The organism is Paraburkholderia megapolitana (assembly GCF_007556815.1).
In the GTDB taxonomy this organism is placed as follows: Bacteria; Pseudomonadota; Gammaproteobacteria; order Burkholderiales; family Burkholderiaceae; genus Paraburkholderia; species Paraburkholderia megapolitana.
Window position 1 is genome coordinate 3152614 of the sequence record NZ_CP041745.1, and the last position, 19128, is coordinate 3171741.

A 19128-nucleotide genomic window follows, 5' to 3' on the forward strand; every position below is an offset into this window, starting at 1 on the left:
CGATACTCAACAGAACACACGTCAAAGACAGTCACTGCTTTAGCTGTGCATCATCTGGATAAGAACATTAGCCAAACCTGCGACGACCGATGCATAGCAATAGGAAAAGCAGCTTACGCCAAGCTCAAAAGCTACAAAAGATTTGAAATCGTGCGCGATGAAATTGCGCTTAACAAGCAGCTCTTTGAGCTTCTCGGCCGGAAGCTTCGCCACCAACTCTTCAGCGCCCAGACGCCTGAAGATCTTGACACTCTGATAGATTGCGGCGCCGACAAACGCCACTCCGAATGCCGCCTGCGCATTCGCCGGGAGTTCTTTTGCTAAAGAGGCGTCGCGTAAGGTTTGTCCCATTGCACCAACCACTGCAAGTGCGAAGTAGACAATGCCTAGACCGCATATTCCCCATCGGGCTATGACGATAGCCGCGACGACGACCAACTTTCTAGTTTTCCGGGAATATTCCGTGTATGAGCGCTGACTCTCAATCATCAGCATGGTAACGAGCGTGCATGATGATGAGATGATGAAGTCGAGCACACGATAGCCGGTCTTCGTGACGACCCATGAAACTACGAGTGACAGGCACCACATAGCCAGTTTCCACTGAAGCTTGTGATCGGGGCTTAGCCTCTTGTAATAGTCCTGCGTGATACCAGGTCGGATTCTCATAGACGGTCAGTGCAACTCCAGGTACCTGCCGACACTCCAACTATATCTCGCGACACAAACGAACGTTCCTGCTCCGTAGGCTGTACCGGTTCGATCTCCATTCCAGCCCACGAGCCATGCCACAACTCCAATGATAGCCATAACCACCAGTCCGAGTGCCAGGAGGTTCTGTGCCCAGCGATCGGACCAATGCACCGCTGGTTCGAAAAATCTGCGTCCATCCCGAAATCTCAACCATGCGAATCTGGCTGTACTGCGGCCGCCCATTGCATAGGCGGCAAGAAAGAAGCCCGCGTTGAACCGATACATGATGGATCCCGGGGCAAGGAGTTTCGTCACCGACCCACCCCATTGGCAGAGGACACCGGCCGTTGCAAGCAGCAGAAGACTGACAAACACCGATGCGGGGGTTCCGCCACGCATATCGAGAGCGTCAACCATCTTGATGATCCATCGACGCATGGAATATTTCTCAACAGTTAAAAATACGCTAACGACAGTTTCGGTACGATCTTTAGCTCTCGACGCCGCACAAACTCCAATCGTAGGTTTGAGCAGACGCGCCCGTGGGAAATACAAGCCCAAGCACCGCTGATGCGGATCCTGCGCCGTTGCTGGTGACATCAACGAGCCGTGATTCCTGGAGTCATCGTTTGATGATGCGCCACGAATCTGTTGTATCTATTTGAGTGCGTCGGCGAGTGCTTGATGCATGAGGTGGTTTTCCGAGCGAACCACAATCGCGTGTTCGTCTGAACAACGCCTTGAACAATCACGGGTCCCCGTCCGAGGCGCAGAGGCAGCCAGGCATGTCGCAGTTTCTGTGCGATCCAGACGAGCTGGCGTAGCCACCTGGCGGGATTGTGCAGACAGTGTCTGCACAATCCCCGTGCCCACCCGTTTCGGCGCTATTCGAAAGTACACAAACAAATGTAATTAAAATCAGGATGTCACATGATTTAAATCATCGACCAAAATTTCACTCATCACCTTTGCTGATTTAAATTAGCAAGCAACCCATCTCCGGCTCAAACTCCTTCACAGGGAAGGTTTAGCCGCTGCACGCCGATTCAAACAAAGGTACAAAAAAGTGGGATTGCATCGAACCAGAATAATCAGCTAGATTTAACACCTTCGCGACTGACAAATATTCTGTCGGCCATAACATCGCTCATCGGAGGAATCAATCACGCACAGCACGATACCTTGACCCCACTCAGAGAGGCCGCCCTCGACACTCGACGGTTGAAGGCCGCTGAAACGCAAACGGCCCGTGCTCTTGCAGGAGCGTGGGCCGTTTTGGGAATTGCGCTGTCCTAGCTCGGGACAGCTCATTTATCCCGCGTTTTTTCCTGTCTGTCAACAGGAATCTCTTTGCTCGTCTGTTCCTGCCGGATTTCGGATCCGGCAGCGGACGTCTTTATCCCGTCGTCGCCCGCATGGAGCCCCCGAGGATTCCAGGGAGACGGCTACCTCGGAGAAACGCAAATGAGCAATATCAATCAGCCCACTCCAGCGCGCGCAGCTGGAGCCAATCTCTTCCACGAATGGAAAGCACAGCAGGAATCACCTCATTTCCCCATGACCCACGGGAGCGCATCATGCTGAGCGACACCGAACTGCAGGAGCTCTTTGACAGGCTTGACACACCAGAAGCCGGTCGCAAGCGGGTCAAGTGGATACGGGAAAACGCTCCAGTCCGTACCGTGGGCGGTGGGAAGCGAAGCAACATCGTCCGGTACGCCAGTCGCAAGATGGGTTTCGTGATCGAGTGCGAAGCACGCAGCACGGAATATGCGGCCGCGGTTACGTGGGACTTTGATGACGAGACACTCGAGTTCTACTCACAACCATCTACCCTGACGCTCCGCAAGCGTTTGCCGAACGACAGGCGATCAACGTATACCTACACACCGGACTTCTTCAGGATCACAAATAGCGGTTTTGAGTTCATCGAATGCAAGACAGAGCAGGATCTTCTGGTACTTGCGATAAAGTCTCCCCACACCTATTCAGTCGACGAATCGAAGAGCTGGCGATGCGCTCCTGGGGAAGAATCTGCCGCTGAGTTCGGGGTGATGTTTCGAGTCAGATCCACAAACGATAACAATCCTGTACTCATCGAGAACATCGAGTTCCTGCGCGACTACCTCGTTGCCGAACCGCAAACCGATGTGGGACAGCAATGCGCGCTACGGGAATATCTCACTGATCGGCCCTGGGCCACAGCGGCAGCAATTCTAGGTGCTATCCCGAACATCGCCGATACGCTCTACGCGGAAATTGCCAAAGGCCGGGTCACGTTTGATCTGGTAAACGAGCGAATAGCGGACACTGAACGTGCACTTGTTTTTCGTGACAAACAGTCCGCATCCGCGTATCGCACATTCGCACAATCCCGGATCAGCGAACCCAGAGGCAACGTTATCTTGGAGCTTCTTCCCGGCACGCGGTTCGACTGGGATGGAAAGCCATGGGAGGTTATCAATCGCGGCGATACCCTAATCGCATGCCGCTGCCTCGATCCGGGAGCTCAGGGTGGAACGGAGTTTATCGACCTGGAATCCACCCTGGTCGACGCGCTCGCGAAAGAAGGAAAGATCATTCCGTATGCGAAACCGGTCGACGGCAAGGAAGATTGCCTCGAATGGCTGGAACGCGCGAGCGATGACCAGCTAGCGAGAGCACTCGAGCGCTACAAGGCCTTGTTCGCGGTGAATTACTCGGGCCCTCTGACGACCTCGGCCACACGAACCCGTCAATACTGGCTTGCCAGTTTTCGCAGAGCACAGCGCTTCAAAGGCTATGGCTTTGTGGGGCTGATACCAAACTGGGAACACACACAGGGGAATCGTCAAAGAAGAATCGACCCGCCAGTTGTAAGCATCATGGCGGACATCTTCCATCGTGACTGGACTGATCCCAGGCAGAAATCAAATACAGCCATGTTCGGCGAAGTCATCAACAGGTGTGAAGCCATCGGACTGACTGCACCCAGCCGGAAGACCTTCCTGCGCGAGATCAGGATACTCAAAAACAGTGATGCAGCGGTGAAACGGTTCGGGAGTCGTGTTGCATATGAAATGGAACCAATCCTGCTGGCCGACTGGCTCGACTATACGACACCGAGACACGGCACTCATCCGTTCCACATCGCCCATCTCGACCATACGCCGTTGCCAATACGCCTCGTTTCACGCAGCAACAGGAAGCTGCTGAAGAGTGTCTGGCTCTCGCTGATGGTTTGCGCCTATTCGAGAAAGATTCTGGCCTATTACCTCACCTTCGACCCCCCCTCCTATCGATCAAACATGATGATCATTCGGGACTGCGTGAGACGACATGGACGCGTTCCTCAATTCGTTGTGGTCGACAATGGGAAGGATTTTCAGTCCGGATATTTCGACAGGCTGCTCGCCGCACTTAACCGCAACAAACTGCACCGCAGACCAGGTCGTCCGAGAGACGGAGGCGTGATCGAGAGCCTCTTCAACGTCACCCAGGAGACCTTCATCTTCAATCTCCTCGGTAACACCCAGGCCGATCGAGAGTTCAGAAAGAAAACAAAATCAGTCGCGCCCGAACGGCTGGCGATATGGACGTACGAGCGCTTCAACATGCGACTGGAGCAGTATTTCAACAACGTCTATCACGAGAATTACCACTCAACTCTTGGGTGCAGCCCCAACGAGATGTTCAACCGGGGACTGGATATATCCGGACAGCGGGAACACACGAGGATTCCGTACTCGAAAGCGTTTCTGATGCTCACTTTCCCGTCGACCCCCAAAGGAACGGCAAAAATCACCGTTCGAGGCATCAAGGTCAATTACCTTTACTACACGTCCCCTGTACTCCGGATTTTCAGAAGCATCGGACAGCACGTTCCGGTTCGGTATGACCCGTTCAATATGGGCGTTGCCTATGCCTACGTTGATAACCGATGGCACGAGTGTCACTCCGAGCATTACCTGACTTTCAGGGGGCGATCGGAAAAAGAGATGCAGATAGCAAGCGAGTTTCTGCGCGGGAAGGCCCGTCAAGCGGGCATTGAAGCGCCACTCAATGCGAAACGACTAGCCGAATTCCTTAACACTACGGCGGCTGACGAGGTACTCGATATGCAGCGGCTCTATGAGGAGGAATCCGAAAGCGGCCGGCCCGTTGACGATGGCGTTATCACCGAAGTGACCGAAGGCTCGGTCTGGTCCGACGCCGAGGCCGTTGATGAGCCTGAACTTCACGTGTACAAACCTCAGCTTCTGGGAGATTTCTGATGCAGCAATTTTCCCCAGACTCACCCGAGGCCATGAAGATCTCGGCCTACCGTGATCAGCGCTTCATGCACCTGAAGCTCGAGGAGGCCTTCAAGGCACTGAATCAGATCGGCAACCCCTCACATAGCGAGTCGATCATCGCGCTCGTCGGCCCGACCGGTGTCGGGAAGTCCGTGTTGATCCGGGAGTTCGTGAAGCGGGTCAACCAGTCGTTCGCCGCCGAGATGGAGCATGATTTCTCGATGGTCCCGGCCATTTCAATCGAACTCCCGTCGCCGATCTCCGGAGACTTCAACTGGAAAGACACAGGTATTCGCATCATCTCGGCATTCGACGAGCCGCTTATTTCCCGGAAGATGATTCCTCGCCTGCAGGCAGAGCTCGAAGGAGAGATCGTTGCCAATCCATCGCGACTCGTAGCCGAAGAGTTGCGTCGAGCCGTCAAAAACTGCGTACGCAACAGAAAGACCAGGGTCATCGCATTCGACGAAGCGAGCAACCTGTTTCGTGCACGATCGGCTTCGCGGCATCTATTGCAGCTTGACCTGGTGAAGTCCCTGTCCAACGACATCAAGATCCCGTTGATCCTTTCGTCTACCTACGATCTGCTCAATCGCGAAAACTTCCATGGGCAACTGATGCGTCGTACCGAGGTGATACATCTGGGCCGGTATCTTCAGGAAGATCTTAAGCCCGGCAACCCCTACGGTGAATCATTCCAGAACACCGTCTATAGTCTGCTTAACGCCCTCCCCGTACCGTGGGAGAAGCACCTCGTCGATTGCCCCGATTACTTCCTGATGAACTGTATCGGATGCGTCGGTATCCTGAAAAAATGGCTAATGCTCGCACTTGAGCAGGCACTCACGCTCGACCGATCGATCGACGCTGATCTTCTGGAGAGTACCTCGTACGAAAATTACAGACTGATCACCATGCTCGAAGAGGCGCAGGCGGGAGAGCGCCTGCTGGATGATGTCAAGACAGAGGAACTGGCTCGCAGGCTGGGGTTCGCCCAGACACCATCTCCAGTGTTAAGCACGAAACGCGAGACAGATCGCCCCACCCGATCAGCAAAGGGTCACCACAAGCCGGGCAAGCGAAAACCCGGCCGTGACCAGGTAGGAGGCAAACTATGAAAGATGCAGCCTCTGAACTCTGGGCAAGCCCGGAATGGGTGATGCCACAACGCAGCCGGCTGTTCTCGATCAGCCCGATGGGACAGGGAACCGTGATGGTCGAAGCATTGCACAGCCTGGTCATCCGGCTCGCTCACGCGCACCTTGTCAAGCCAGCGGTTCTCGTCAAGGAAGAAATTCTGAGGGATTGCGATATCAATTGTACGCAATGCAGCGCGAAGTTCGTCACGACCTACCTGAACACAATGAACGGGCTGGGGAAGTATGCTGCTGAAATTACCACCAGCCTGGAAAAGCTCACAATGCAGTCGGGTCTCGACGAATGCACCTTCCTCAAATGGAATGCGCTGTTCGAGTACCGTTCACGACGCATGCTACATCTGCACCCGCAATGGTGCCCGCTCTGCTTTGAGCACTGGCGACTGAGCGGTGTGGAGCCATACTACCCTCTCATCTGGCAATCAATCATTGTCCGTCATTGCCCTGTGCATGAGGTGCCGCTCGAGCAGAACTGTCCAGGTTGCGGCAAGGCTCAGCCCTTTGTGCCCCGGCACTACTATCTGGATCACTGTTCGTATTGTGGATGCTCACTGGCACAGCAAGGTGACGCCGCAAGAGCCACTGCCGGACATTGCATATCAGCGGACGCGCAACGCTCGATCGACGCCGTAACGGAAATGATCACCCTCGGCGCGTCTATCCGGCATCTTTTGACTGCTGAGCATTTCTGGCAACGGCTTCAGGAAGCAGCCGACCGATTCTATGAAGGGAAGGTCAAATCATTTGAGAAATCAATCGGCTTCGCAGAGGGCGTGTTCAGCAACTGGAAGCTCGGACGACACAAGCCGTCATTTATTGCTTTTTATCAGTTCACCAGCAGACTGAACACGACGCCCGTCGCATTTCTCATCGATGGCATACCCGATTCTTTCTGCCCTCCGGACGTGAAATTGCGAGCGCCTAAGCGCACCCCTGTTCGATTGACTGCAGCGGAACAAGATCGATTGAAAAGCGCGCTGCGCGAAATCATTGCGCGTGGTTACTCCGAACTGCCAATGAGAGACATTGCCGCACAACTCGGCCGTCGACATACGTTTCTCATCTACTGGTTTCAAGATGAGTGTCGCCAGATATCATCATTGCACCGCCAGTGGGTAAGGGCACAGGCGAAGAATCGGGCTGATACAAACCGGAATCTCGCTATACAGATGATTCAGGAACTATATGCCAGACGAGTACGAGTGACACGGGACCTGATGGACGACGTGCTCGGGAAAGTCGGGCTTTCATTGCAGGATCCGGTGGTGCGGGAAGCGGTCTACGCGCTTCGGACGGACCAGTTGGCCGGATCCATAGGCAAGGACCGAGGCCCAGAAGCATAGTGCATCGGTCGCTACGTCACCATGACGGTGGCGTAGCGATAGAGCAATGGATGAAGAAAGAATTTCGACCCAACCATGACGGAGCAAGTCGCTCGACTAGTCGACAACACCAGGAATGTGGTTTGGGGAGCGCTGCAGGTAGCTGGCCCGCAAAACGAATGACATCAAGCTGACTGTAAGTAGGTTGCAGTGTGCGGTGTCATGAATTTAAGTCGACCTGCTTTCATACCTGGATTGCTCCTCATTCGTCTCGTCGACCACCAGCCGTCATTAACCCAGCATGCCAGCTTCGAGCGAAAGGACGTAGCGCAGAAGATCGTCTGCGCGTCCTTCCGAAACCAGTCGCTCAGCCGTTTTGTAATCGAACACCACCAAAGGCTGATTTCGATACCAGAACAGCGTCGCCGAAACATCGCCACGGACGTCAACAGCCGCCCGAATTACGCGCAATGCCTCTCGAAGGAAACTCTGCACGCTCGCTGATTCCGGCGAGCAACGGACGACGTCGCAATGCACTCTCGCCTGCTGCGCGAATACTTGCATATTGATGTGCAGAGCGTCAGCAAACCGCCGCGCGGAGATAATAGGAACAGCGCTCGTCGGATCCCGCAGGGACTCCATGAATTGATCAAACGTAGCAATCGATCCCGGGAAATGATCGGTAGAGGTTGGCATGAGCGACCCATGTTGACGCACCGGACACGCACATTCATAGCACAGCAAGGTCGCCCCCAATACACCCCCTGCTGGATAAGACGAAGCCCAGTGCCGCTTGCCGACAGAGGGTGTCGAGATCAGCTCTCGCGCTGTCAGCCGAGTCGTCGGGCTCTGGAATCTGGGCGGTTATATAACGGCACCGAATTGTTGTTACTTAAGGGAAACAGGCTCAACAATCGCTTCAAACTCAGAAAGTAGATCGGGTTGACGCTCCCACAGGTAATGTGCTCTCGACTCGTTTTCCAGTAACCTGGCCAGATGCTCTTCGGCGAGCATCCGCGTTGCACCATCAGTGGATCCCCGTGACGCTCTTTCCCAACACCGCTGAAGATGGGATGATAGTGAAAAATAGTAACCAGAAGTGACAAATTCGGGGGCCGAAAATGGGGGAAGGTACCACAGCAAAAAGAGAGAACCTCCGGGAGGTCGATCTATCGGAGGTATGGCAGTTGCTTGCCGCCCAGGAACAGATTGAGTACTGGAAGTTTGCAGGCAATTACGCACGTCGGTTGAATCATGGCACTTCGACTTACAAGAGATTGTGCGCCGCACTCAGAGAGGTTGAATCTAAAAAGAACGTCAGTCGTTCGACTTCGCTGCTGCCGGGTTCGGCTCGTGACCTGTCGACGGTCGAGCTATGCCGATTGATCAGTAAGCACAAGGAACGCCTCTTGGCAGTTCCTAATGCTGAGCCGTTCCTCGTTGGTGCGCTGTGTCGATGGATACAAGATATCTGGCGCGAGGCGCTGAACGCCATCTTGGACGCTCTGAATTGTCCGCGTGACGAAACCGGCGCCTTGAAAGGAGAGATCCCCGATTTTGCGCCTGAGGAAGCGAAGAGCGAAGCACATTCACTCACATCCCGCCACCGGGCGCACGATTTGGCCGTCGTCTGTGGCGGCCTTTTGCTGTGCAATCCTCGATGGAAAGGGCTGACGCTCGCGTTCGACACGTTAAGACAATTGCAGCAAAACTCCGATATCACGTCACCGTCTGCCCTATCTCCACGGAGCGAGGAGCACGACCTCGATGTTCTACCGACACCCAGCGACCCGACCGGGAAATCTATCGATGCAGACACACTACTGGCGATAACAAACGGGCTTGATGTTCTTAAGGCTCATTTGGTCGACGCCACCGCTGAGATCGCTACGGGCAGAATTCCGGATTTGGTACCAACAATTGAGGTGTGGAGGAAAGTTCACGGCCAGCACGCCTACGCTGCTGCACAATTGAAGGTGTCGAGTTCAAGCGTTGTGGATCTCGAAGCTGCGCTCACCGCACGCGACCAACAGACACAGGTGTTGTTCAATCTCGCACGATGCAGATCAATTGAGCACAAAACTGATCCAACATTCTCTGGCGGTACATTAATACGGGCAAGGTGCGATGAGTTAGAACGCAGTCTAAAGGAGAGAGTAGTTTCCACGTTGGCCGAGCGTGCTGTGCGAGCGCTCATTCGCCTCGTTGACGAAGGGGAGAGATTAGACGATGAGGAAGCAGCTCTACTCCAGAATGAGGCGGAAGAAATTTTTGGAAAGACCGTAGCTGCAGCCGCTGTACGCGGAAAACTGATCTTTGGCGCCACGCCAGCGGACATAAAGCAGGAAAACGACAGTGGGTCCGCGCCGATCGAGAGCGATCGCGCTGGAACAATTGTTCCACAACCAATACCGGAAAACCTCAACACACAATTCGATGTGAAAGCTCACATTGAGCAAGTGTCCCAATCGCCGATTGCCAATGACGAGACTCAAGCTCCGACATCCGTTGCCGACGATGAGGTTGTCGAACAAACACACTCGAGCGCTGGCGATGAGGCGGACGGGGAAATGTCGCACGTCGAGCCGCCATCACTGGCGAATGACGAAGCCACTTCTCCGATCAACCGAGCGCAGGCGGTCGAGGAGGATGCAGGTACTTTTCAGCCAGCACTTGCAGCGGCTGTGCCGACGAGTATGCAGTCCATAGGCGACGAATTCGAATCGTTCGCGAGTTTCTGCAAGTCCCACTGGGTTGATGCTAGAGGCGAAGTTGTGCCTGCACCGTGGATCACCCCCGGTTTTTCTTCCGAACTTACGAGACAAGCTCTCGATGCGTGGCAATTCGGGGAGCCTGGGATTGCCTATCTATTCGCTAAGGCAACCTGCGCGCTGGGAGTTCCGACATCCTTTGAGATGGGCGATCTTGCGAGTGCTGATGAGCTCTTGTCCGCGCCAGACTCTCCGGGCACTGGCCGAGACGCCTCTCGGGTAAACCGACTGCGCATTAGCCTCACATTGCCCTCACCGTCCGCGAAGTTGACCTTTGGCATGGGGCTTATGCTGGAGGCGTTGCGGCCGACGTCTCCGTTCTCGTTCACTCAGCCTGAGATTGAGGCATTGCTCGAGCGCGCGTCGTACAACGATCCAGCGCTCAGTGAGATCGTGCGGTTTCTGCTTAGTGGCTGGGCTGCACAGCTGAATCCACTCGACTCTTTGCGCGCGCGCCTCCTAGAAGGGCCACAGGAAACGCTGGAAGATATCAAAGCAAGCCTTCGTTTGGCTCAGGCTGCTCTCAGAACAGAAGTCGCAACCCTATGGAGCGCGGCGGGCGGCAGAATCCAGCGAACGCACTGTCGAGCGGCATGGACGAAGTTTGTAACAGAGGAGGTTGCGCCTCTCAGAGACGATCTTGCTCCCAGTGACCCGAGAGCGGGTGTTCAATTGAAGTGGAAATCTGCGAGGCTCACTGAACGCGTGGTGGAGCTCGGTCGCTCGTTTAAACGCATCATGGATGCTGCGAGCGTCAAACACCAAGATAGATCCGTAGCCGACAGTGCTGCGCAACAGATCGTGACGGCTATTAGTCACGTCGCCGATGCACTGGAAAGGCTTACCACGCAACAACAGCACGAGCGCGCTTCTTACGATGGCATTCCGCATGAGGCCGGTTCGAGGCTGCTTTCTGGATCTTCGTCGAGCACGACCGACCGCTTGTGCACTTCGATGTTTTCTGCGGTGCTGGTAGGGAAGCCACATACCAGTGGAATGCGACTGAAATCCGGTTACTTGATCAATCACGCAGACATCATCAGGTACGTGAATCCAGATGCGTTGAAGAAGCGAGGAATCGCTCGTGAAGGTATTCGTGCCCTGAGCTTCGAGGACCCAATTCCGGTCAGCGTTCTGTTGCAGGATTGGCGGACGAAAGAGCCCACTTTTATCGACGAGGACGGTTCGCTATGGACTGCATTGCGAAATATTGCTGCGGAAGGTGAGCGGCGCGACATATTGGCTGCCCTATCGAGTACCGATGTGCTGCAATCGCATGAGAGGACATTGCTGCACCGGTATGCTCTGGAGCTCCAAGACGGCGCGTTCGAAGCAACGAAGCAAATGGAGAGGCTCTGGGGATCAAGCAACGAACTTATGTCCTCGACGGAATCGAGGCTCAAGGTCATCGTGGATGAGGCCAAGTCACTGACGGCGGTCGGTGCGACAGCAAGCGCCTCGATCGCGAAGAATCTTCTTCTTCTGGCCTGGTTGAGGCAGATGGTGACCCGAGCCACTGTACATCGCGATTCGGAAGCAGGTGCTCTTCTCGAGGTCGCACGCGAGAGATCGGAAGACCTTGCCACGCGCATCGGAACCTATTTTAAGTCTGATGATTATCGCGCAGGTGTCTCGCTATTTCATACTGGCGACGTTCCCAAGGCCACCTCGGATCGCTTGGCCGGTCGCAGAACAATCTGGCGCGACGACGCAGTCAAGTTGTGGACTGAACCTAGAACGAAATTGACTTATGACTTTCGCGGCTCTACCTCAGAACTGAATCGGCTGACGGAAGTTTGGACGTCTGCTGCGCCAGAATCGAACCAGCGAGAAGGACTGCCTCGATTGTTCTACGCCATGATCAGTGGAGAAGTGGGGCGATCGACAAACGAAAATCAGAAACGATTCCCTGTAAAGCTAGCTGAGCTACGGGAACATAAGGAGCGGAAAACAGTCATCAGCTGCCAGACAATTCGAAGCTACTTCCAAAGATCGAAGCTGAACCCGACGTTTCTGCCTCAACTTGCGGATTTCAGCCAGATTGTCATAGCCTCTTCGCCCCACCACACGAGCTACGGCGCAAGTGTCTTAGATGACTGGAGTAAAGCCGCAAGTAGTGAGGCGGCAGGGTCCCTAGTCGTATTTCTCGCACCTGCGATTCCGCTAGCGCGTAGGGATGACCTTGGCGGAGGGTTACGTAAGCGTGGTATCGCCGCGGCGATTGTCGATGATGTCGATCTTTGCCGACTATATGCCGCTTCGGCAGTGGCCGACGGTCACGATTTCGTGCCCTTTCTCGAAATAATGCTAGAGCAGCTAGAGCTTGATCGAGCCTCGCCCTTTTCGAGCCTCGATGGTCAGCACGTCCGACTGGAAACCTATACTGGTCGGACTCAAGAGGCTCAGAAGGTCGCACTCGGTTGGTCCTACTCGCGCGTGTTCTCGGGTCGAAAACTCGGAAAGAGCGCCCTGCTTAAGTATGTGGCAAATACGTTCGATGGCTATCCACTTCCCTCGGCAAATGAGCTTAGCGTCTTCTTCATCACGATCGCCGGCGGAGAGTCGGAGCGATGGGTAGTGGACTGTATCCTCGACGAGATGACTGAGCGCTTCGGCCTGCACGAGGCGATCGCACTCAAGGAGCAAACTCCGGCAGAACGATATTCGGCATACATGAAGCGTTTTTTGAACGAGAAACCCGGGCATAGCGTACTCCTGATACTCGATGAAGCAGACGCATTCGTCGAAGGCCAGCTTGCACGATATGACACCGTTCGTGAGGGCTCCCTCAGCTTCCGCATGATGAAGGAACTGCCTGCCCAAGTGGACTCGAATCAACTACCACGAATTCGAACGATTTTTTCGGGCTATCGAGTCACCAATACGAGGGGTGGTGTCTGGGCGAACGCGGGAGACGTGCTTGTTTTGCGTCCCCTGGCGGAAGAGGAAGCCGTTCACTTTCTTCAAGGAATGCTCGCGCGTATCGGTGTTGCGCTGGGAAGCCACGCTCCCTTTGTGGCGATGCGTTGTGGGTTTCAACCCGCGGTCCTTATCCGATTCGGTGAGAGTCTCGTTAAACGCCTCAGACGTGCAACCCGTTCAGCGAACCGAGAGACGCTAACGGTCACTCACGACGAAGTACTTTCGACGTTAGGCGATCAGGGTGTGCTCGACGAAATCAAGACTGTTGTTAACAACAATTTCCAGGGGAATCGGATGGGCGCGGTCGTGTTCGGTGCAACACTACTCGCGCTTAAGGATCTAGAACCGGGACTCGCACTGACTGACGGTCCTGTTCAAGTGCTTGGGAAACTCCGCGAGATTGATGCGAACCTCGATTGGCTTGAAAGAGTCGATGCTTCACCGCTGGCGGAGATCGAGCGAAATCTAAGAGACTTCATTGATCGCGAACTCCTGACCGTATCCGATGCTCCGCGATTCGGTGTTCGGGAATATCGACTCCGATTTCCCCATTTTCTGCCAGTGCTAACACAGCAGTCGGAGGTTGCACTGGAGGTAAGACAGCAGATACAAGCTATCCGCGCCGGAACGTCCCAACGGCGCCTAGCTGAATGTGTGCTCTCAGAAAGCGCGCTTGACCTCATTCGCTACTGGTATCACCAAGACAACATTGATGATTGCAAGTTGGTGGTCGTTGGAGGTCACTGGATATCGGCGCTGCTCGACAAGAAATGCGGTGTCCCGGATCGTTTGGGCTCTGAACTGCAATCCCTCGCGGAATCAATGGGACACGAACCCATACCAGCTCTCTTAGCCGACGGGAAGCGAGTGTTCAGCGAGGTGGGGACGCGCGACTGGCCTGCCTTTCTAACCTCACATGTTGGTCGTCCCCTAGTGCTGATCGGCGGCCTGGATCTGCAGCGCGTCGCAAGAAGATACTCCCTTGACGGTGGCGACGTCCCGGTTGAAGCAGTCACGCTTGGCCGCTTGACGGAGGCTACATTGGCATGGTGGTTTGAAGACGCACGAGCGCTTCACTTCAAGACGAGCGATGGAATTGCTAAGATCGCACGAGCGACAGCTCTCGTTCCGTTTCTCGCTGGCTTGTTCGACGGGTTGCTGCCCCACGCCTCCGGCTCCGACGTTACGCAAGACGACCTAGAGGCAGCGCTATCGCAACTCGAAGCCGAGTTACCCGAAGCTGCACGCATGCTCAGTGACACCTCTCACGTCGATGGTCTCACGTCTCGCGAGATCGAACTGCTGAAGATGTCCGTTCATGTAGCGGAGGAAGTCGTCGAAGAATTCGATCTGGAACGAGAGCTTCCCGAGTATTGGGCGCTGCTCGATCGTTCTCGTGATGGTGAAAATGCACCACTGAGCGACCCTAGTGACTGGTCGGCTCTGAAATTACTCATCGAGGCAGGACTTTTGCCTCAAAAAACGGAGGCCGGCGCATCATCGAACTCCCGGTCGCTGGGCCGCGTTCGCTTCGACACGTCGGGCACTTTAGTTCGATTGATCAAGGCTCTGAGCCACCAAGATGCAACTTGAGGTTTCTCTGGCCGGCTTTTCGTCGCCTTGGTCGTTTCGCGGCTCGAAACCGTTCTGCGCTTGGGCAGAAGCAAAGCCATGGTTGCATGAGGGGGGGGTGTGCGTGATTCGCACCGAGAATGCCGAAATTGGTGACCTACTGCTCCCGTCTGTTGCACGTTTCATACATGGCATAAACGGCGGCGAACGCCGGTTGGATGTTAGGCGGATCTTATGCGGAGATCGGTTCGGCACCCCGATACAAGCACTGCTTCACGATTTCGAACTCGATCCAGAAATTAGTCCCTTCGAAGCCCGTCCTCGAATCAAGAGTCGCTTGCTCGATCGCTCGTTGTTGCTGGTCTTCATAGAATCCGCGTCGGTCAATCCATGTGATTGGGAAAACCTCATCGATCTACTGGAGTATTACCGCAAGGCCACCGACCCAGTACGCTTGTGCGCGCTTGTGTTCGATGACCGTGGTGTCGTCAATTCCGCACCCGTCTGTGATTATCTGAGCGGTCACACTTCGCACCCTGTTTTCGCCGACACCTCATCCATAAGCACGGTCAACGCGCTTTGGCCATCGTATTTGCACCACCGCGTAGCCTGGGAAGCGGGTGGGAGCTTGGATTATGCGTTGTCACTCAACAAAGAGACTGAAGACTCCAGGGTCGGCGACGATGAGGAGTTGGAGCGGAGAATTCAAACTCACGCTGGCGAGCGATTGGCGAGTCACCCTGGAAGAGAGGCTCTTTACGAACTAGTGTGTGTGGGAAAAGAGGTCGACCGGCTTGAGCCAGCAAGGCGACAGGTGTTGCGAGCGGAGTTGTTCGCAAAGAGCCTGCTTTGGCGGCCACCTTCGATGAATGGCTTCCATGTCGTTCCATGGGCATCGAGAGCACTATTGGCATTGCCTTCGCTCGCGAAGAATAAAGTGTGGGCGCTTCGTCATCAACTGGTATGTGCCCCCCTAGCGGCGGAGATCCTGTCGCTCTGCCTAAAGTTCGAGAGCCAGATCCAGAGTCGGCTCCACGGACGTCAGGATCCAAACAAGGTATCAACCAAAACAGTCGAAGCACACCAAAGATTCAAGGATGGAAACGACTACTTTGTAGTGTATCCGAATGCGTTTCCCATACGCCCCGAGCGTGTTGAAGATCTCTGGGCATTTGCCTCGCTGGGCGAGAACCTAAAGAGTTGTCCGGCAGGCGCGGTTTCGGATTTGTACTGGGACGCGTTGCACCTTCGCAATGCTATCGCCCATGGTCATTACGTTGGCTGGCGTCACGTGGAATGGGCGTACCGGATGCTCGAGTCTTTTGATACTTCTGCATAGTGCAGAGGTGGCTTGTTCGACGACTCGATGCGACGACCGCCCCCTTATAGTTAGGCTTGACCCGGGTTGGGTAAAAACGGCTTGATATCTTTGAGATTGGCAATAACAAGCTGCTTCTCACCCTCTCGTGGCAGACCGTTTACCTCGAAGTTGAGTGTTCGCAGGGTGTAAAACAGCATCGCCTGGCGGCAATCGATCGTTACCTTGCCGTCGCTCATACCGTAATCTATCTCAACACCACGCCGCTGCGCGGAGGTAAGCGAAGCGCCCGGCGTTAAAACGATTTTGATATAGGTGTTCCACTCTCGGTCATCGGCTGAATCTACGATGGATGCCGTCAGCGATCCCGCCGACAGGATTCGTCCGAAAACAAAATCCCTAAAGCCTTTACGCAGATGACAGTAGGCACGTACGTGCCAACGTACGCCGTCGTACCCAAAAGCATGAGGGCTAATGTACCGCGCTTGCTCCTCGTCGCGAACGATCGACTGGTATTGAATCTCCAACATGGCTTGCTCTGCAATAGCTCGAAGCATGAGAGTCAGCGTCTTTGATTCGATTGTTCTCGATGGAATGGGAACAGAAGCCACAGGAGGGCGGACTGACAAGAACGTTTGATCATGAACCAATATTTTTCGCTCTAGTGCCAGTAGCTGTGACAGGTATTGTCTTGGTCCGCTGGACTCAAAGAGTGGAGCGAAGCCAGCCAAAGCAATGTAGGTCCTCGAACTGGTGTCGTAGTGCAAATTGTCGGGTACCAGTTCCGCATAGCGTGAGATGTCGGCCGACGCCTGAGGCACCGATATCTTAAAGAAATCTGTTACGTCCTTGCGATTGATCCGGCCCTCCCACTGCAGCCGGAAGTCAATGAACTGCAGTCGGCGCTCTTGGCTCCATTTGACTTGCCCCAAATCGCTACCCTCGGGTTGCGCCTTCCCGCTGGAACGAGTGCCAACTATTGGATTCGTGTCCACTACACGACTACTTTCTTTCATTTTTCCTTCATCTTTCGCACTCGGATTGGAGCTGCGATTCTTGGGTTGATCAGTCATAGTCCGTATAGAAAGTTGACGCGCATAAAAAATATACGTATAGTTACTTTACTGACAATCGCCGTGATCCACAAGACATCCTTCGCGGGACCTCGAGTCCGAATTGAGCGCGTGTCAGTCGGCTCCCCCAGTTGTAAGGAGCCGCTCAGACCAGAGAGGCTGTTCAAGGGCTTGTCCATTCGTATGAAGGAACTTCAATGTCAATCGTAAAGAGCTTTGCCGTGGCAAACGGCGACATGTTCTACATCAAGCACAACAGCGGTAACTTCACCATTATCGACTGTAACCTTAGTGCCTCTGATGCTTCGGCTCGCATCGGAGAGCTCAAGCGCGAGTCCCTTAACAAGGGAGTCACTCGTTTCATTTCGACTCATCCCGATCAGGATCACTTCGGTGGAATCGAGCTATTGGATGATGAAATGCCGATCGCAAACTTCTACGTGGTCAAAAACCGAGCGATCAAAGAGGTGGAGACGGAGTCGTTCAAACGCTATCGCTCGCTTCGCGATGACACGGCGAAGGCGTTCTATATGCATAAGGGGTGTTCCCGCAAGTGGATGAATCTTTCCGATGCCGAGCGGGGTGCTTCCGGCATCAATGTTCTGTGGCCCGACACCGGTAATTCGGATTTCAAAGGCGCGCTCGCAGCTTGCAACGCCGGTGAGAGCTTCAACAACATCTCTGCCGTGATTCGATATGCGGTAGCAGACGGCGCAAGTGTCATGTGGCTGGGCGACTTAGAGCATGATTTCATGGAAGCAATCGCCGACCACATCCACCTGGAGAAGACAACCGTCGTCTTCGGATCGCACCACGGCAGGGAATCCGGGAAAATCCCGGACTCGTGGCTGGAAAAATTGGATCCTCAGATCATCATCATCGGTGAGGCTCCTTCGCGTCACCTGCACTACTACACGGGCTACGAGACAATCACCCAGAATCGCGCGGGCGACATCACGATGGAGTGCGTGGGCAACAAGATACATTTCTACGTTTCGAGTTCCAATTACACGGCCGATCACTTGATTGACGAGCAGAGGGGGAACGCCTTCGACAACTACATCGGCAGCATCACCGTTGAAACCGAGTACACACCGCAAGTGAAAGCGGCATAAAGGCGGTGGCAATGAACTGGGATCGAATTTTCGCAAAGATGTTTGACCAGTACGAACTGAATGCGCGTCTCTTGCCGGGTTTGCTGCTACTCCTCCCTCCGATCACGTACCTTACGCTGTTATACGGTGCAACGAATCCGATTGTCGTAGGGCTTAGCAGTGTGCTTGCGACTTGCGGCGGCCCTTACTTCCTGTCCAGTTTCGTTCGGACGTGGGGATTGCGCGCACAAAACCGCCTATATCGCCGGTGGGATGGGCAGCCATCGACCCTGCTGTTAAGGCACAGGGATACGTATTTGCCCCAGCAAACTAAACTTCGTTACCACAGCCTAGTCGCTTTGCGCCTTGGCGTCGCAATACCTAGTTTGGAAGAGGAAAAACAGCATCCTGTTCAGGCAGACGAAGCCTATATGGCTGCGGCAGATGCACTACGACCTCTCACCAATGACCGTAAGCGTTTTCCCTTCATTTTTAAGGAATTGGTCGCTTATGGATTTAACCGGAACGCCTATGGTTCACGCTGGGTGGGGCTCTGCGTTGCCGTCGCAACATTGATAGCATCCGCGTTTCACGGCGGTATTTTGCGTCTGCAGACGCCATATTTGTCAAGTTCGGGTCTGGATCTCGCGCACAGCCTAGTGTTCCTGGTGTCACTTGGACTTTCAGCTCTGTGGTGTCTCCACTTCACGGCGGACACTGCGTGGTTTGCAGGGGTGTGCTACGCAAAACGGCTATGGGAGGCGTTGGAAGAACTGTCAAAGAAACCCGCTCGCCCTCCGTCCGATGCGCAGGAGTTACGACGAACCCACGGCAACCTCAGTTGATCTGAAGTGAACATGGTAAGTTGCCGGCCGGTATCACACGCGGCGCTCCGCGTTGTCTCTACTGCTGCAGTCAAAAGTCCGTTGTAG

The 19128-nt window shown here is 54.6% G+C and carries 10 protein-coding genes; 7 read left to right on the forward strand and 3 right to left on the reverse strand.

The genetic code is table 11. From position 1 onward, the window contains the following. Positions 1–39: 39 nt before the first annotated feature. The gene (locus tag FNZ07_RS27315; protein ID WP_143098060.1) at positions 40–537 is read right to left on the reverse strand and encodes a hypothetical protein; all 498 of its coding nucleotides are present in this window, start codon (positions 535–537) and stop codon (positions 40–42) included. A 1733-nt stretch (positions 538–2270) separates the two neighbouring features. On the opposite strand from FNZ07_RS27315, the gene FNZ07_RS27320 reads away from it, so the two are divergent. The 3 genes from FNZ07_RS27320 to FNZ07_RS27330 are packed head-to-tail and all read left to right on the forward strand — an operon-like array spanning position 2271 to position 7467. Beyond that, the gene (locus FNZ07_RS27320) at positions 2271–4946 is read left to right on the forward strand and encodes a Mu transposase C-terminal domain-containing protein (RefSeq protein WP_170275844.1); all 2676 of its coding nucleotides are present in this window, start codon (positions 2271–2273) and stop codon (positions 4944–4946) included. Beyond that, on the forward strand, positions 4946–6085 hold the full coding sequence (locus tag FNZ07_RS27325) for a TniB family NTP-binding protein (protein WP_091011610.1): 1140 nt from the start codon (positions 4946–4948) through the stop codon (positions 6083–6085). The genes FNZ07_RS27320 and FNZ07_RS27325 overlap by 1 nt, the downstream gene beginning before the upstream one ends. After that, positions 6082–7467, forward strand: coding sequence for a TniQ family protein (locus FNZ07_RS27330; RefSeq protein WP_091011609.1), 1386 nt, complete (start codon positions 6082–6084; stop codon positions 7465–7467). The genes FNZ07_RS27325 and FNZ07_RS27330 overlap by 4 nt, the downstream gene beginning before the upstream one ends. 270 nt (positions 7468–7737) lie before the next feature. Here FNZ07_RS27330 and FNZ07_RS27335 read toward each other — a convergent pair whose 3' ends face one another. Continuing rightward, entirely contained in the window at positions 7738–8142 is a 405-nt protein-coding gene (locus FNZ07_RS27335) for a DUF2384 domain-containing protein (protein ID WP_091011608.1), read from the reverse strand. A 425-nt stretch (positions 8143–8567) separates the two neighbouring features. Here FNZ07_RS27335 and FNZ07_RS27340 point away from each other — a divergent pair, with 425 nt between their 5' ends. Further along, positions 8568–14732: a hypothetical protein gene (locus FNZ07_RS27340; protein WP_091011607.1), complete on the forward strand. Its 6165-nt coding sequence runs from the start codon at positions 8568–8570 to the stop codon at positions 14730–14732. Then, positions 14722–16050, forward strand: coding sequence for a hypothetical protein (locus tag FNZ07_RS27345; RefSeq protein WP_091011606.1), 1329 nt, complete (start codon positions 14722–14724; stop codon positions 16048–16050). The genes FNZ07_RS27340 and FNZ07_RS27345 overlap by 11 nt, the downstream gene beginning before the upstream one ends. A 50-nt stretch (positions 16051–16100) precedes the next feature. Here the strand turns inward: FNZ07_RS27345 and FNZ07_RS27350 are convergent, their stop codons facing one another. Beyond that, positions 16101–17102: a WYL domain-containing protein gene (locus FNZ07_RS27350; RefSeq protein WP_091011605.1), complete on the reverse strand. Its 1002-nt coding sequence runs from the start codon at positions 17100–17102 to the stop codon at positions 16101–16103. A 197-nt stretch (positions 17103–17299) separates the two neighbouring features. Here FNZ07_RS27350 and FNZ07_RS27355 point away from each other — a divergent pair, with 197 nt between their 5' ends. Both FNZ07_RS27355 and FNZ07_RS27360 read left to right on the forward strand, forming a co-directional pair. Then, entirely contained in the window at positions 17300–18217 is a 918-nt protein-coding gene (locus FNZ07_RS27355; RefSeq protein ID WP_091011604.1) for a ComEC/Rec2 family competence protein, read from the forward strand. 11 nt (positions 18218–18228) lie between these two features. Beyond that, complete coding sequence (locus tag FNZ07_RS27360; RefSeq protein ID WP_091011603.1) at positions 18229–19041, forward strand: hypothetical protein; 813 nt, start codon at positions 18229–18231, stop codon at positions 19039–19041. The last annotated feature ends 87 nt before the right edge of the window (positions 19042–19128 follow it).